Origin of the sequence: Sphaerisporangium viridialbum (genome assembly GCF_049674955.1) — a bacterium.
Taxonomy (GTDB): domain Bacteria; phylum Actinomycetota; class Actinomycetes; order Streptosporangiales; family Streptosporangiaceae; genus Sphaerisporangium; species Sphaerisporangium viridialbum.
On record NZ_CP187232.1, the window covers coordinates 8,278,812 to 8,293,845 of the forward strand.

The following is a 15,034-nucleotide window of genomic DNA, read 5'->3' on the forward strand; positions in this document are numbered from 1 at the left end:
CATTGCACGATTGTTCGGTAGGGCGAAATCCGGAGATCCGCCGGTTTGCCCGATCTGGGAAAGCTCCAGAATTACCCTAACCAATGGAGTTTGCAGCGGATTTGGGCCTCTATGTCTACGAACGCTAGGCGGCTCTAGGCCATCGCAGTGCGCACGCTGATGATTATCCGGCGAGCACGTCGACGCTGAATCGGCCTTGAGTTTTGATCTGGTGGCGAGCGTAATGCCAGGCTTCGTGCCCTTCGGACGGCTTGATGCTGGCTGCGCCATTCAGCCGGCCTCCTGTGATCAGGTCCAGTTGGTGAGGCGGCGCAGGCCGTACTCCACAGGTCCATAACGGTGAGTCCGCAGCCACCACGCGCTGAGCCACAGCAGGACCGTATAGATCAGGAGGGCGACGCCCATCACGGCGATCGGCGACAGCCGGCCCGCCAGCGCCAGGCCGTAGCCGGTGAAGACCAGACAGGTGAGCACCGACTGCCCGATGTAGTTGGAGGCGGCCACCCGGCCCGCCGGGGCCAGCACGTGCCTCACGGATGGGAAGCGTTTGATCACTCGCAGCAGGGTGGCGACGTAGGCGGCGGCGAGCAGCAGCGACGTTATGTTGTTCACCGCGATGCCGACCAGTTCCAGCGGCCCCTCAGAGCCGGACGTCCAGGCGAAGAGGATCCCGCCGGGGACGCCGAGTCCGAAGCCGAGCCACTGGAGGCCGGGGAGCAGGCGTGACCAGCGCTCGGGCTGCTCCAGCAACCGCGCCTTGCCCGCCGCCAGGCCGAACAGGAACAGTGCCAGCGCCATGGGGCCCTGGAAGATCCAGACTGTGCCCGCCAACCCCGGATACAGCTCAAGCTGCAATCTGAGGAACTCCAGCGGCCCGTTGGTGGCCATCGCCAGTACCCGGGCGGCCTCGGCCGGGTCCACGGGCGGAGACTGCGAGCCGGCGGGATCAAGGGTGCTCAGCCAGGCCAGCAGCAGCCAGAACACCGTCAACACGCCGATGATGGACGATCCGCCGATGACGGCGGTCTTGGGCCTGATGTTCCGCAACGCCAGCAGAATCAGGCCAAGCACGGCGTAGAGGGTAAGGATGTCGCCGATCCACAACAGAAGCCCATGGACTACGCCGATCACGAACAGACCCAGGCACCGGCGCAGGGTGCGGGCCTTCACGCTCGCCCCCGCCCGCTCCGCGGCCCGCATCTGGAGTGTGAACGAGTAGCCGAACACGAACGAGAAGATGATGTAGAACTTCGTCAGGACCAAGGTGGTGATGGCGATGGCCACCGGCCCGTCCTGGATGGGCATGGTGCCCGTCATCGCGTAGCCGGGGTCGGCGAGGAAGCCGATGTTCGCCACCAGGATGCCCGCCAGTGCGAAGCCGCGCACCGCGTCGACCTCGTGGACGCGGCTTGCGGGTGGCGTCAAGGTTTCCGTCATGATCCGACGCTAGGAAAGGCTCCGGCACCCCACATCCAACCTTGGTCTCGATGTAAGCCGACCAAAGGCGGTCCTTCTCATGCCAGATTCGCCTTTGGAAGCCGCGGCCTTTCCGGCGCTGGGGCCCGGCGATGCTCACCCGGTCACCCGGGAGAACGGCCTGCCCGGTGACGCCCGGCCGGACGTTCCCGATCAAAGCTTGGCGTTGGCGTTCGGTTGGCTTTGATTGGACGGAGGTCGCATGCCTACCAGGCGCGAGCCGAACCCGGAGTCGTCCCCAGCAGCTCGTTTCGGGTATGAGGTGCGGAAACGCCGTAACGCAGCGCCTATCAGCCAGGAGGAGCTGGGAGAGCGCATCGGCTATACCGGCGCCATGGTCAGCATGGTCGAGATAGGCAAGCGCCTGCCGCGGTCCGCTGCGTGGAACTCGCGGCGTTGTCCGGCAACGGCATAGCCGTACGCGACAGCAAGCGCCCGTACGGCCCGGTGCTACGTTTCACCACCGCCGAGTTGAACGCCTTCCGCACCAGCCTGAAGGACGGCGACCTCACCGCCTGAGCGAGGCTACGTCCGGCGCGTCTTCTCGCGCGATCTCACCCAGGCGGCGAAGTCCTCCACCGCGTCCACGACCGTCTCGAACCGGACCGAGTGGAACAGGTCGAACGCGTGCTGAGCGCCCGGAAGTTCGACGTAGACGACGGGATTGGCCGAGGTGCTCCGCAACGAGGCGGCGAAGAGCCGAGCGCTCTCCACGGGCACGACCGTGTCGCGGTCGCCATGCGCGATGAAGAACGGCGGCGCTTCCGCGCTGAGATATGCCATTGGCGAGGAGTCCGCCCCCTGGCCGTAGTAGTTCCCGTAGTACCCGTTCAGGCAGATGGCGGCGGTGACCGAGGTGTCGGCGTCCTCGAAACCGGTCTGGAAGACGGGGGCACCCGGCGTGAGAGCGGCCAGCGCGGCCAGGTGCCCGGTGAGCGGCAGGCGATGGCGCGGCCGTACGTCGAGGGCGGAGCGCCAGCCCGCGCCCAGGCCCTCGGCCAGGGCGTGCTCGGCCGCCGGCCTGGCCAGCAGCCCCCGCCGGACGACGACCGCGAGCCCGGCCGTGGTCAGGACGGCCAGCCCGGCCACCGCCCAGCCGCCCGGCGAGCCGACGTCACCCTGCCAGAACGCCGACACCGTCCAGAGGAGCAGCCAGTAGAAGGCGAGGAACGGCAACTCGCCGAAGAGTAGCCCGAAACGGAAGCTCAGAGCGGCCAGCCGTCGCAGGGGCGCCAAGGTGAGCAGCGTGCCCACCGCGACGAACGCCACTGTCACCAGATATCCGACAGGCACTGAACCACCCAAGCCCCCCCTTCACCCCGCAACGTGCCACGGCCGTCACGCTGGCCCTGCATGCCGCCATCCCGCACCTGCTGTCAGGCGGCCACGACACCCTGGCCGCCACCGGGCTGGACGACCTCGGCCGGTTCGTCCGCGACCTCCTTGACGCGGTCTACGGTCAGTGTCCGGAGCCGTCGAACGCGGACTTTTGAGTCAGCCAGTCGGCGATGTCAGAGACGACCTCCGGGTCCACGTGCTGCACCGGCTCGTACTCCGCCGGCGTCGACGGGCCGGTGCCGGAGAAGAACAGGTGGTTGCCGGCGTCGTACACGCGGATGGTGACGTCCGGGCGGTGGGCGAGGCCGGCCTTCCAGCCGGCCAGGTCGTCGGCGACGGTCGCCTGGTAGTCGCGGCCGCCCTGGAGGATGAGCATCGGCCTGTCCAGCGTCGCGGCGACCGCGACCGGGTCGTAGTCGCGCAGGTCCAGCCAGTAGGGCGCGGGCACGCCGAACGGCAGCTCACCGGCCGGTGTCGACGGGGAGAGGCCGGGGCTGTCGACCATCCTCGCCTGCGCGGTCATCGCCTCGACGGCGGGCTGCGCCGCGGCGGCCGTGCCGGGGTCCAGCGACGCGAGGTAGCGAACCTGCCGGACGGCGGCCCAGTGCAGCGGCTGCGTGCCGCCGGCCAGGATGACCAGCCCGGCGACGGACGGCTCGCCGGCCGCCACCCGCGGGGCGACGGTGCCGCCCAGGCTGTGGCCGAGCACGAAGACCCGCGCGGGGTCCACCGCCGACCGGCGCCGGAGCAGCTCGACGGCCGCGACCGCGTGGTGGACGTACTCGTCTTCGAGCGTGAACCCGGGATTCTCGGCGACCACACCGCGGTGGACGTACGTGACCTTGTCGAAGCGCAGTACGGCGATGCCCCGGTCGGCGAGCCCCCACGCGAGGTCCTTGAACGGCTTGTTCCGCCCGATCGTCTCGTCGCGGTCTCCCGGCCCCGAACCGGCGAGCAGCACCACGGCGGGGTACGGTCCCGGCCGGCGTGGCAGGGTGAGGGTGCCCGGCACCGCGAGCGGTCCGGAGCCGACCGTCACGTCCTGCTCGTCGAAGGTCCCGGGGTCGGCGTACGCCGGTGGCACCCACGGCTCGACAGGCTTGGCGGCACTGGCGGGCGCGAGCTGGAGCCCGGTCAGCCGGCCGGCGTCGTCGACCGAGACGACCACCGTCAGCTCGCCCTGCTCGAACGTCACGGGGATCTTGACCACGACCGTCCCCGCCCCGGCCGACTCGCTCACCGGCGTGCCGACGGAGGAGATCGGGCCCTGCCGGCCGAGCTCGGCCGCCCAGGCGAGCTGGAGCGCCTCGGCCGACACCAGCGCCCGTAACTGGGGCGCGAACATGTCGCGGATCTCCGCGAAGCGTCCCGCCCGCGCCATTTCGAGGACTGCCATGCCCGTGGGCGTCGGCTCTGTCGACATCACGTGTTCCTCATGATCTGGCCTTGCGAGAGCCCGCCTCGGCGATACCGTAGCCGACCCCGTCACGCACGACGAACTGGATGCGACAGCAGGTCAACAGTTGCCATGGCATGACCGCCTTCAATGATGTTAGCGTTCGCCACGATGAGAGTATCAGTCATGAAACGGGGTGCGCGATGAATCAACTGATGCCGCTGATCCCGCTCATAGCAATCATGCCGCTCCTCGCCTTCTGGGCATGGATGGTGCGCGATATGGCGGCAAATCCGACCTTGCACCCGCAGGCGCGGTACACCTGGATGGCGATACTCCTTTTCCTGAACATTTTCGGCGCGGGCCTCTACTACGCCACCGAATACCGGAAAAGGTAACCAGCCGGGTCAGCGCATGAGGCTGTGGCAGGCGATCGCCGCCGCCGCGACCACGTTGAGGGAGTCGACGCCGAGGTCCATGGCCGCCGGGCTCATGGCGATGCACACGGCGTGATCGGCCTCGTGGAGCCACCGCGAGGACAGCCCGTCGCCCTCGGACCCGAGCATGAGCGCCACCCGCTCTCCCATGGAGACCTTCTCGATGGGAACGGCCGACTGGTCGGGCGTCAGGGCGAGGGTCTGGAAGCCGAGGGCCCGCAGCTCGGCCAGCCCGTCGTACCAGTTGGCCATGCGCGCGTACGGCACGGCGAACACCGCGCCCATCGAGACCTTGACCGATCTCCTGTACAGCGGGTCGGCGCACCGGGGCGAGAGGATCACGGCCTCGACGCCCAGAGCCGCCGCGCACCTGAAGATCGCCCCGACGTTGCCGTGGTCCACCAGGTCTTCCAGGACGAGGATCCGGCGCGGCGGCCCCTGCCCCAGCAGGGTCTTCACCGATGGAAGCTCCAGCCGCGCCATGGACGCCAGGGCGCCCCGATGGACGGCGAAGCCGGCGATGCCCTCCATCACCTCGTCCGAGACCAGGTAGACCCGCGCGTCGCCCAGCACGTCTTCCAGGCCGGGGAGCCAGCGGCGTGTCGTCAGCACCGACCTGACGGGGTATCCGGTCGCGACGGCCCGCCGGATGACCTTCTCGCCCTCCGCCACGAACAGGCCGCGCTCGGCCTCCAGGCTCTTGCGCAGCTCGACGTCGCGCAGCCGCACGTAGTCGGCCAGCCGGGGGTCTGCGGCGTCGGAAACGGGGATGAGCTCAGGCACGAGACAAGCGTATGACCCGCCCGAGCTGCCAGAGCAGCGTGTAGACGGTGAGCACGGCGCAGAACCCCACCACCAGGCCGACCCCGGTCTTGGTGATGACCCCGGCCCAGCCGAAGACGGGGTTGGGCGGGTCGACGAAGCTCCATACGGCGGCCGCCAAGCAGGCGCCGAGGCCCGTACAGGCCAGAACGCCCCAGCGCACCGGGCCCGGGAGCGCGAGCCGGGCCGGCAGCGGTTTGCCGGCGGAGGGGCGCAGCGCGCGGAGCAGCCACCAGCCGACCAGCGCCAGGCCCACCGCCGACGAGCCGTACTGCAGGAGCCGGTAGCCGTTCACGAATCCCGCCACCGGGGCCGTCAGCCAGGCCCAGCCCCAGAACCGCGCGCCCCAGTCGTGGGTGAACGAGTCCCAGAAGACGTGGGTGGCCGCGCCCACCGCGGCGCCGAGCGCGATGGCGGGGAACCTCCGCCAGCCGGGCCCCGGCAGGGCGGCGACGCGCGCCGCGAGCGACTGCGGCAGCAGCGCGGTGAGCGGGTCGCGGAACACGAACTGCAGGAGCGCCAGCAGCACGAACACCGCCACCACGTCGTCGGTGACCACTCCGATGGGCGAGTGCCACCGGGTGTAGGCGTCCAGGTAGGGCAGGAACATCGGCAGGTCGGGCACCATCGCGCCCACGCCGAGCGCCCAGGGATCGAGCACCTTGCGCACCCGGGCCGAGGAAATGAGCGGGACCACCGCCGCGACGTGGCTCGGCGTGAACGGCACGGGCTCTCCTTGCTTGGGGCCCGCGCCGCCCGTCCACAGCTTTACGCGGGCGGGGACGTGACGCTATCTGTAACGGGTAGGCTACTCACCGCTGTCAGGGCCAGGTTCGATCGATCGGGGGCCATCGTGCCAGATCAAGGTACGTACGCGCGCCCCTCGGCCCCGCCGGCGCAGTGGATTCGCGACGCGCGCCTGGCCAGGACGCTCTCGTTCGCGACGCTGGTCTGGCTCGGCGCCGAGAGCTCCCTTGGGCTGGCGGCGGGCCTGTCCGCCCATTCGGTGGCCCTGATCGGCTGGGGCTGGTCGTCGCTCGTGGAGGCGCTGGCGAGCCTGATCGTCATCTGGCGCTTCACCGGGCGCAGGCTCCACTCCGCGACCGCCGAGCACCGGGCGCAGAAGGCCGTGGCGGTCAGCTTCTGGCTGCTCGCGCCCTATCTGGTGCTTCACGTCGCCTACGACCTCGGGTCGGGTCAGCGGTCGGTGCCCACGGTGCTGGGCGTCGTCGTCACCACGATCAGCCTGGTGAGCATGCCGCTCCTCGGGGTGGCCAAGCGCAGGCTCGGCGCCCGCCTCGGCTCGGTCGCCACGACCGGCGAGGGCACCCAGAACCTGCTCTGCGCCCTGCTCGCCGGGGGCGTGCTGGCGGGGCTGACCGCCACCTCGTTCGGCTGGTGGTGGCTCGATCCGGCGGTGGCGCTCATGTTGGCGGCCGTAGCCGTCCGCGAGGGCCGCAGCGCCTGGCGCGGCCACTCCTGCCACCACTGAAGGATGACCACGGCGAGTTCGAGTCCCTGAGCCCGCAGCGCGACCGCCACCCGGGGCGCGGTGCCGGGGTCCGCCAGCGCGCGGCACACGCGCCCGGCGATCACCACCTCGCGCACGCAGTCCGACTCCCTGAGCGCCCGCCTGACCTCCGCTGGGCAGCCGTGCCCGTCCAGCTCGATGAGCAGCAGGTCCGGGCGCTTCTCGCTCCTGCCGCCTCGGAGCGGAACGGACCCCTCAACCCCCGTCGCGGGGCCGTGCGTCCCCGCGTCGCGGCCCTCGATGACCATCGACACGAGCCGCTACCCCCTGCCGGCCGAGTACGGCACCCGCACTCCACATTGAAGCGCGAAATGTCGCGATCTTTTGCGTCACGATACATCGCGTCAGGCGACTGTCAAGATGTATCGCGAGAGGACAGCACAGCCATAAGTTACTTGCACGTACGGTAATCACTGCACGAAATGATCGGTTTTGCCGGTATCCGGCTTGACGCTATGGTTCCGTAAGCATTACCTGGGATCTCCCTATATGGTCGCTGCAGAGTGCGCCACGTTCGGAAAAGATCGACACTTTAAGAGGACACCGTGGGCGGACGCCACCGCACAGACGAGCTTGAGGGCGGCTACAACCCTTATAACGAGCCGTCCGGCCGCCGTCGCGCGGGCCGGGGCAAGGTGCTGGTGCCCCTCGCGGGCGCCGTGGCGCTCGCCGTGCTGCTGGGCGTCGCGGCTTACGTGATCATGAGCCGCGACAAGACCTGCGGCGACAGTACGGTCGCACTCCAGGTCGTGGCCTCCCCCGACATCGAGCCCGCCATCAGCAAGATCGCGGCCGGCTTCTCCAAGAACACCACCCCCGTGAACGGCAAGTGCTTCGCGGTCACGGTCAAGGAGAGCGATCCCGCCGGCGTCACCAACGCCATCGCCGGGTCGGGCGCGACCGCCGGCAAGTTCGACGCCGACCTGTGGATCCCGGACTCAAGCCTGTGGGTCGCCAAGCTGCGCTCCACACCCAAGGGGTCGGGCATCTCCGCGCCCGTCGGCTCGATCGCCCGCTCGCCGGTGGTGCTGGCGGCTCCCAAGCCCGCCGTCGAGAAGCTGCAGAGCGCCTTCGGCGAGCCGAGCTGGAGCGGCCTGATGTCGGCCGCCAACGCGGCGAACCCCGAGGGCCTGGCGAGCAAGATCCGCGTCCTCCCGCTCGACCCGACCCTCAACGCCGCCGGGCTGAGCGCACTGCTCGCCGGGTCCGGCATCCTCCAGGCGTCGGGCGCCGGCGAGGACCAGTTGGTGGGAGTGCTCAGGCAGCTCTCCGAGAACGCCGTGAACAGCCCGGCGAACATGTTCGCCACCATGGCGAAGCAGTCGTCCCGCGTCCCGATCGGCATCGCCTCCGAGCAGGGCATCTGGGCGTTCAACGCCAAGACCAAGCCGGGCGAGATCGTCGCGCTCTACCCGGCCGAGGGCACGATCAGCCTCGACTACCCGGTCGTCGTGACCGCCAAGGACCAGGCCACCCGCGACGCGGCCAGGAGCTTCGCCACCGCGCTGTCCGGCGCCGAGGCCAAGAAGACCATCCGCCAGTACGGCTTCCGCACCCCGGACGGCAAGGGCGGGAGCGTGATCAGCCAGGCGAACGGTCTCAACCCGGCGACGCCGCGCGCCATCAAGGTCCCCGAGGCGGCCTCGGTGACCAAGCTCTCGCAGGCGTGGTCCCGCCTCAAGCTGGGCGGCCGGCTCCTCGCCCTGCTGGACATCTCCGGCACCATGGCGCTGCCGGCCGTCGGCGCCCCCGGCGACCGCATGAACCTGATCGCCCAGACCGCGATCGAGGGGCTGAAGCTCTTCCCCGACAAGACCGAGATCGGCACCTGGGTCTTCTCCACCAACCTGAACGGCAAGGGCGTCGACTACCGCGAGGTCGTGCCCGTCGGGCCCATCGGCGCCAAGATCAACGGTGCCACCCGCCGGGAAGTCATCGGCCAGTCCCTCTCGCGGATAAAGGCGAAGGCCACCGGGGACACCGGTCTGAACGACACGCTCGCCGCCGCCTACGACAAGATGAAGGCCGAGTACGAGGCCGACAAGATCAATACGATCCTGGTCTTCACCGACGGCGTGGGCAACGACGACCCCGAGGGCGGCATCTCCAACGCCGCGATCCTCAAAAAGCTCCGCACGGAGTTCGACGAGACGCAGCCGATCAGCGTGATCATCGTGGCCCTCGGGGCCGACGACGCGGCCGGCCGCCGGCAGATGCAGGCCATCGCCAAGGCCACGCAGGGCCAGGCGTTCTTCCCGAACAACGCCCTGGAGATCCGCAAGGTCTTCCTGGAGGGCATCTCACGCCGCCTGTGCGCCCCCAACTGCAATGGGAGCACGTCCCAGCAGTAAACGCGCCCCGCGCGCGAGCGCCCGATTCCGGCCTTTAACGGGCCCGGAGTCGGGCGTTTTACTTTTACCCCTGTCGGAAGTGAATCGCGGTGTGTCACCGTGGACGCCTGTCCGCGTCACCGATCATCACCTCAGTTATCGCGCCAGGAAACATCCGTTTCAGCAGTCCCATCCGACCCTGTTTTCCCAGGTCATACCCGATGATTATCAAACAATCCCGGGTGAACCGGGCGAGGGGAACGGACGTCCTACGCGTGTGGGCCTGGCGCGGGCAGGGGTAGTTCTCGCGAGCGTGCGCGACCGAAATGCCAGGTACCCGTCCTGCGGGGAGGAAGATCAGTGCCCGGATGGCCGACCGTCGGCCGTGCCGACGACCAGCGAATGTTGGAGGCCCTGCGCCGAGCGGACGGCCGCGCGGCTGACGGCCTCTACGACGCCTATGCCGACCGACTCAACGACTACGCCTATTCACTGCTCCACGACACCGACGCCGCCGCGGACTCCGTGCACGACGCGCTCGTCACCGCCCACGGCCGCGCAGGAGCGCTGCGCGAGCCGGCGCGCACGCGTGCCTGGCTGTACGCGCTGACGCGTTTCCAGTGCACCACCCGGCGCGGGCGCACCCCCGCGCACGGCACCACGCCGGAGCTGTTCCTGGAAGGGGACGAGGAGGATCCGGAGCTCGCGGCGATCGTGCGCGAGGGCCTGGCGGAGCTGGGGCACAAGGAGCGGGACGTCCTGCTCCTCGCGCTGCGGCACGAGCTCACCGTGTCGGAGATCGGGGCCGTGCTCGGCCTCACCTCGCGGCAGACCGGCACCCGTCTCGCCCGCGCCCGCGACCACCTGGAGAACGCCGCCGCGGCGGTCATCCTCGCCAGGACCGGCCGCGCGCACTGCCCCGATCTGTCCGCGCTGCTCGACTCCGTCGAGGGCCCGCTCCCGCAGCAGCTGAGGCGGCGCCTCACCAGGCACATCATCGGCTGCAAGGAATGCACGGAAGGGCGGCGCCGCCGGGTGTCGGCCGAGCGCCTGCTCGACACCATCCCCGTGGCCTTCCCTCCCCTGTCGCTGCGCCGCCGGGTCGCCGAGACCTGCGCCAAGTCCGAGCGCGACGCCGGGCGGACGGCGATCATGGCGGTGGCCGACCGGTTCGACAAGAGCGGATTCCCCCCGGTGGGAGCCGAGCGCCGGTCCAGGGGCAGGGAAGCCCGGGAGGACCACCGCGCGTCCCCCGAGCCGGAGACCCCCCGGTACGGGACCGGGGTCGCGCACGCCCGCAGGACCTCCCGGAGAACGCCCGTCTTCGCCACCGTCGCCTGCGTGCTGGTGGCGACCGGGGCCATGGTCGTCGCCACCGGGCAGGGCCCCTCATCCCCGGACGGGCTGACGCAGACCCTGCGCTTCCCGAGCCAGACGCCCGGCGAACTCCAGATCAGCTACGGGCCCGAGCCCGACGACACCCCGTCCCCGTCGGAGCCGCCGCCGCCCACGCCCGCCACCGCGACCCCCGCGACGAGGTCACCGACCCGGAGCGCGGCCGCCGCCCCCGCCGCGTCCACCGGCAGGCCGCGCCCTCCCTCGAACACGCCCACCCGGCCGCCCGCGCCCGCGGCCAAGCTCGTCGTCTCGTGCCCGGGGGCGCTCGGCGCGGAGGGCGATGGTGTGATCCTTGTCTCCGCGCGTAACGCGACCGTCTCCTGGACGGCTACCACCACGGGGGGCCTGGCCGTGACGCCCGGCCAGGGCGTACTCAAGTCTGGCGTGAAGGAAAGGCTCTCGGTCGCCGTCGGAGAGCCGGGAGAGGCGGGAGAGGGCACTGTGACCTTGGCTTCCGCGTCCGGCCGCGCCTCGTGTCACCTGTCATGGGACGGTCAGGACCCGCCGCCCGCCTCCGATCCGCCGCCTGACCAGTCACCCACGCCTGAGCCGTCCGCGTCCGGCACGCCGAGCGGGGAATCGAGCGGAGGACCCACCTGAATTCCGGCTCGACCGCGCATCCGGGGCAAACCAGGGGTACCTTTGAAGACCCTCCGGTCCCTGGCGCCCCAATGGTCTCGGGGGCATCAGTCGTTGGCGTGCCTGACGTGGTTGACTACACAACGGTTCTTACCCTCGTCTAGGTAAACCATTGACCGGGGTAGGGCGTCGGCATTGACGATCGCATAGCGTGGTTGGTCATATGAGAGCAGCGATCAACCATGTCTTTAGTCGGCCTTGACCAGCGGAGCCAGGAGATATGCGTACGAACAGAGCAGTGCTCACATGGGTGCTGGCGGTCGCGTGCGCCGCGGGAGCGGTGATCGCGCTCGCCGATATCCACACTCCGGCACGCCTGATTCTGACGCCTCTGTTCCTTTTGGTGGTGCCGGGGGCATCGGTCGTAGGACTGTTGCGTGATCGTGACCCTCTCGCGGCTCTAACGGTGGGCGCCGCCGCGAGTCTCGTTATAAACGTTCTGTTAGCCGAGGCCATGCTTATGTTCGACGCTTGGTCTCCTCGCGCGGGAGTGGCCACCGTCGCGGTGCTCGGTGGATTCATGTGGGTTCTTCGGTCTCTGTACCGGGGGAACGGCAGTGCGCACACCGAACAGGGGGCCGGGTCAAGGTGAAAGTCACGGTCGTTCGGCCGGGGGAGCTCGGAGAGCCGGAGCTCACCCGCTGGCGTGAACTACAGCACGCGGCTCCGTCACTGGACAACCCCTTTCTCTCGGTCGAGTTCGCGCTGGCCCTGGGCCGGCTCCGCTCGTACGTGCGCGTCGCCGTCATCGAGGACGGCGCCAAGGTGGTCGGCTTCCTCCCGTTCGAGCGGCACGCCTTCGCCATCGGCAAGCCCCTCGGCAGCTGGCTGACCACCTGCCACGGGCTCATCTCGGTCCCCGGCCTCGACATCTCCGCCCGTGAGCTCCTGCGGGCGTGCGGCCTCTCGGTCTTCGACTTCGATCACATGGTCGCGGACCAGCCCACCTGGGCGCCGCACGAGTCGGCGGTGCGCCCGGTGCCGATGATGGACCTCACCGGCGGGTTCGACACCTACATCGAGTATGTCCGCGCCAACTCACCCAAGAACTACAAGACGGTGCGGTACAAGGAGCGCAAGCTCGCCCGCGAGCACGGTGAGATCCGGCTGGAGTGGTGCGCGGCCGACCCCGAGTCGATGCACACCCTCACCGGCTGGAAGTCCGACCAGTACCGCCGCACCGGGCGGGTCGACCGGTTCGCCCAGCCGTGGATCGTCGAGCTCCTCGAAGAGATGCACGGCACCGACACGCCGTCGTTCGGCGGCGTGCTCACCATGCTCTACGCCGGGGACACCCCGGTGGCGGGGCATTTCGGCCTGCGCACCCACAACACGCTGGTCGGGTGGTTCCCGGCCTACGACCCCGAGTTCGCCCGCTACTCCCCCGGCATAATGCACCACCTGCACATGGCGGAGCACGCCGCCTCTCACGGCCTGGGCCAGGTCGACATGGGCAAGGGGGGCCGGGAGTACAAGGGCTGGCTCAAGAACGGCGTCATCCACGTCTCCGAGGGCCGGGTCTCCCGTCCGTCGGCGACGGCCGCCGTCCACTGGATGGGGCGGACCCCCGTGAACAAGGCCCGCAACATCGTGGTCGACCGTCCATCGCTCTACCGGCTGGCCGACCGCCTGCTGAAGGGGTTCGGGCGGGTCCGCACCTCCATCCACCCCGAGAACATACAAAAGGAACCTTCGGGGGCGAGCTGAAGTCTTCCCCGAAAAGAGCACAAACCCTCTATTGATCTGACCGGGGCGGAGAAACCCCTCTCCGTCCAGTCGCGCCGGTCCTATTGGCAGTCGCCGCCGATGTCAGACCGCCCGGAAGGACATCCCTCAAAATGAGTCCCGAGATCACCAAGCACAACGGGAAACCTCAGCTTCACAGCCTGAGGCCACTGCCGGCAGTGGACCGTTTCACCCCTCTAACGCCGCACCTGGCCATTTCCCCGACTGTCAGCGTGGTCGTACCGGCCATGAACGAAGCGGAGAACCTTCCGCACGTTTTCGCCACGCTGCCCCACTGGATCCACGAGATCGTCCTCGTCGACGGCAACTCCACGGACGACACCGTGGCGGTGGCCCGCCGCCTGCGCCCGAACCTCCGCGTGATCCAGCAACGCGGCAAGGGCAAGGGTGACGCCCTACGCACCGGGTTCGCCGAGTGCACCGGCGACATCATCGTGATGCTCGACGCCGACGGCTCGACCGACGGCCGGGAGATCATCCACTTCGTCGGCGCGCTGGTCACCGGGGCCGACTTCGTCAAGGGCTCGCGGTACGCCAGCGGTGGCGGCAGCGACGACCTCACGGTCAGCCGCCGTCTCGGCAACAGCGTGCTGCGCACGCTGGTCAACTGGATCTACGGCACCCGGTACACCGACCTGTGCTACGGCTACAACGCCTTCTGGGCGCGTCACCTCGACGTGCTCGACCTCGACTGCGAAGGCTTCGAGGTGGAGACGGTGCTGAACATCCGCGCGGCCAGAGCGGGGCTGCGCGTGCACGAGGTGCCGAGCCACGAGAGATGCCGCATCCACGGCGAGAGCAACCTCCGCGTCGTGCGGGACGGCTGGCGCGTGCTCAAGACGATCATGCGTGAGTGGCGCCGTCCCATGACCGAGGCCGTCCCCGCCCCCACGGCCCAACCGGCCGCCGACCAGGGCGCGGCATAACCGAGATGAACATCTCCGTCGTCATCTGCGTCTACACCGAAGACCGGTGGGACGACATCAGGGCCGCCGTTCAGTCGGTGCGCAGCCAGAGGCGTCAGCCGTACGAACTGATCCTCGTCGTCGACTACAACCCCGACCTGCACCTCAGGCTCAAGCGGGAGTACGCCGACGCGATCGTCGTGGAGAACTCCCACGAGCGGGGTCTGTCCGGCGGCAAGAACACCGGGGTGGCGACCGCCTCCGGCGACGTCGTGGCCTTCCTGGACGATGACGCCGTCGCGGACGCCGAGTGGCTCGCGGCGTTCGAGGATGCCATGTCAGTCGAGCGGGGTGGCACCCCGGCCGTCGTGGGGGTCGGCGGGTTGACCAGACCACTTTGGGACAACGGCGACCGGCCGCGATGGTTCCCCGAGGAGTTCGACTGGACCATCGGGTGCACCTATCGCGGCCTGCCGGCCGAGAGGAAGCCGATCCGCAACGTGATGGGGGGGAACGCCGCCTTCCGCAGGGAGGTGGTGGGCGAGGTCGGAGGGTTCCACTCCGGCATCGGCCGCAGTGTCCAAGGTCGCAAGAGCCGCCCGCTGGGCTGCGAGGAGACCGAGTTCTGCATCCGGCTCTCCCAGCGCAGGCCGGGCTCGATCATGATGTTCGAGCCCCGGGCGGTCATCGGCCATCGAGTGCCCGCGTCGCGGGCCACGTTCCGCTATTTCCGTTCCCGGTGCTACGCGGAAGGGCTCTCCAAGGCGCTGGTCGCGCAGGAGGTCGGCGCGGGCGACGGGCTGTCGAGCGAGCGCGCCCACGCCATGAAGACGCTGCCGATGGGCGCTCTTCGCGGCGTGGGAGACGCCCTGCGGGGCGATCTCGCCGGCCTGGCCAGAGCGGGGGCGATCGTCACCGGTCTGGCCTGGACGACGTGGGGGTACGCCGTGGGCTCCGCCAGGCTGCGCCTGCGCGGGAACCGTGCGGGACGATCCATCCAACACGAACGGTGACCA

Annotated in this window: 15 protein-coding genes; 10 read left to right on the forward strand and 5 right to left on the reverse strand. The window is 69.5% G+C overall.

Features of this window, described 5'->3' with window-relative positions; genetic code table 11:
- Positions 1-288: 288 nt before the first annotated feature.
- The gene (locus tag ACOZ38_RS37220) at positions 289-1,437 is read right to left on the reverse strand and encodes a DUF418 domain-containing protein (RefSeq protein WP_424535667.1); all 1,149 of its coding nucleotides are present in this window, start codon (positions 1,435-1,437) and stop codon (positions 289-291) included.
- Between the two features lie 241 nt (positions 1,438-1,678).
- Here ACOZ38_RS37220 and ACOZ38_RS37225 point away from each other — a divergent pair, with 241 nt between their 5' ends.
- Entirely contained in the window at positions 1,679-1,891 is a 213-nt protein-coding gene (locus ACOZ38_RS37225) for a helix-turn-helix domain-containing protein (RefSeq protein ID WP_424535668.1), read from the forward strand.
- Positions 1,858-1,995 (forward strand): DUF397 domain-containing protein, encoded by a 138-nt coding sequence (locus ACOZ38_RS37230; protein WP_424535669.1) that lies wholly within the window; start codon positions 1,858-1,860, stop codon positions 1,993-1,995. The genes ACOZ38_RS37225 and ACOZ38_RS37230 overlap by 34 nt, the downstream gene beginning before the upstream one ends.
- Positions 1,996-2,001: 6 nt before the next feature.
- Here ACOZ38_RS37230 and ACOZ38_RS37235 read toward each other — a convergent pair whose 3' ends face one another.
- Together ACOZ38_RS37235 and ACOZ38_RS37240 are read right to left on the reverse strand one after the other, a co-directional pair.
- Positions 2,002-2,751 (reverse strand): prolyl oligopeptidase family serine peptidase, encoded by a 750-nt coding sequence (locus ACOZ38_RS37235; protein WP_424535670.1) that lies wholly within the window; start codon positions 2,749-2,751, stop codon positions 2,002-2,004.
- 184 nt (positions 2,752-2,935) lie between these two features.
- Positions 2,936-4,237 carry an alpha/beta fold hydrolase gene (locus tag ACOZ38_RS37240; protein WP_424535671.1) on the reverse strand — a complete coding sequence of 434 codons (1,302 nt, stop codon included), beginning with the start codon at positions 4,235-4,237 and terminating at the stop codon, positions 2,936-2,938.
- 80 nt (positions 4,238-4,317) lie between these two features.
- Between ACOZ38_RS37240 and ACOZ38_RS37245 the strand changes: the two genes are divergently transcribed.
- Positions 4,318-4,608 carry a hypothetical protein gene (locus ACOZ38_RS37245; protein WP_424535672.1) on the forward strand — a complete coding sequence of 97 codons (291 nt, stop codon included), beginning with the start codon at positions 4,318-4,320 and terminating at the stop codon, positions 4,606-4,608.
- Between the two features lie 9 nt (positions 4,609-4,617).
- Here ACOZ38_RS37245 and ACOZ38_RS37250 read toward each other — a convergent pair whose 3' ends face one another.
- Positions 4,618-5,430 carry a TrmH family RNA methyltransferase gene (locus tag ACOZ38_RS37250; RefSeq protein WP_424535673.1) on the reverse strand — a complete coding sequence of 271 codons (813 nt, stop codon included), beginning with the start codon at positions 5,428-5,430 and terminating at the stop codon, positions 4,618-4,620.
- Positions 5,423-6,196, reverse strand: a complete 774-nt coding sequence (locus ACOZ38_RS37255; protein ID WP_424535674.1) for a DUF4184 family protein — start codon at positions 6,194-6,196, stop codon at positions 5,423-5,425. The genes ACOZ38_RS37250 and ACOZ38_RS37255 overlap by 8 nt, the downstream gene beginning before the upstream one ends.
- A 126-nt stretch (positions 6,197-6,322) precedes the next feature.
- Here ACOZ38_RS37255 and ACOZ38_RS37260 point away from each other — a divergent pair, with 126 nt between their 5' ends.
- From ACOZ38_RS37260 to ACOZ38_RS37290, 7 genes are all read left to right on the forward strand, one after another.
- Positions 6,323-6,961 carry a hypothetical protein gene (locus tag ACOZ38_RS37260; RefSeq protein WP_405140829.1) on the forward strand — a complete coding sequence of 213 codons (639 nt, stop codon included), beginning with the start codon at positions 6,323-6,325 and terminating at the stop codon, positions 6,959-6,961.
- Between the two features lie 60 nt (positions 6,962-7,021).
- Complete coding sequence (locus ACOZ38_RS37265; RefSeq protein ID WP_424535675.1) at positions 7,022-7,303, forward strand: hypothetical protein; 282 nt, start codon at positions 7,022-7,024, stop codon at positions 7,301-7,303.
- Between the two features lie 242 nt (positions 7,304-7,545).
- Positions 7,546-9,351, forward strand: a complete 1,806-nt coding sequence (locus ACOZ38_RS37270; RefSeq protein ID WP_424535676.1) for a substrate-binding and VWA domain-containing protein — start codon at positions 7,546-7,548, stop codon at positions 9,349-9,351.
- A 339-nt stretch (positions 9,352-9,690) separates the two neighbouring features.
- Positions 9,691-11,328 carry an RNA polymerase sigma factor gene (locus ACOZ38_RS37275; RefSeq protein ID WP_424535677.1) on the forward strand — a complete coding sequence of 546 codons (1,638 nt, stop codon included), beginning with the start codon at positions 9,691-9,693 and terminating at the stop codon, positions 11,326-11,328.
- 627 nt (positions 11,329-11,955) lie between these two features.
- A complete protein-coding gene (locus ACOZ38_RS37280; protein ID WP_424535678.1) occupies positions 11,956-13,074 on the forward strand; it encodes a GNAT family N-acetyltransferase in 1,119 nt (372 codons plus the stop codon).
- A gap of 131 nt (positions 13,075-13,205) precedes the next feature.
- Positions 13,206-14,039 (forward strand): glycosyltransferase family 2 protein, encoded by an 834-nt coding sequence (locus ACOZ38_RS37285; RefSeq protein ID WP_424535679.1) that lies wholly within the window; start codon positions 13,206-13,208, stop codon positions 14,037-14,039.
- Positions 14,040-14,044: 5 nt separating this feature from the next.
- Positions 14,045-15,031, forward strand: coding sequence for a glycosyltransferase family 2 protein (locus ACOZ38_RS37290; protein ID WP_405140834.1), 987 nt, complete (start codon positions 14,045-14,047; stop codon positions 15,029-15,031).
- Positions 15,032-15,034 lie beyond the last annotated feature (3 nt).

Excerpts from the sequence above, each read along its gene's own strand:
- ACOZ38_RS37290 (WP_405140834.1), top strand. The coding sequence starts at position 14,045 with ATGAACATCTCCGTCGTCATCTGCGTCTACACCGAAGACCGGTGGGAC.
- ACOZ38_RS37220 (WP_424535667.1), bottom strand. The coding sequence starts at position 1,437 with ATGACGGAAACCTTGACGCCACCCGCAAGCCGCGTCCACGAGGTCGAC.
- ACOZ38_RS37285 (WP_424535679.1), top strand. The coding sequence starts at position 13,206 with ATGAGTCCCGAGATCACCAAGCACAACGGGAAACCTCAGCTTCACAGC.
- ACOZ38_RS37245 (WP_424535672.1), top strand. The coding sequence starts at position 4,318 with ATGCGACAGCAGGTCAACAGTTGCCATGGCATGACCGCCTTCAATGAT.
- ACOZ38_RS37240 (WP_424535671.1), bottom strand. The coding sequence starts at position 4,237 with ATGTCGACAGAGCCGACGCCCACGGGCATGGCAGTCCTCGAAATGGCG.
- ACOZ38_RS37225 (WP_424535668.1), top strand. The coding sequence starts at position 1,679 with ATGCCTACCAGGCGCGAGCCGAACCCGGAGTCGTCCCCAGCAGCTCGT.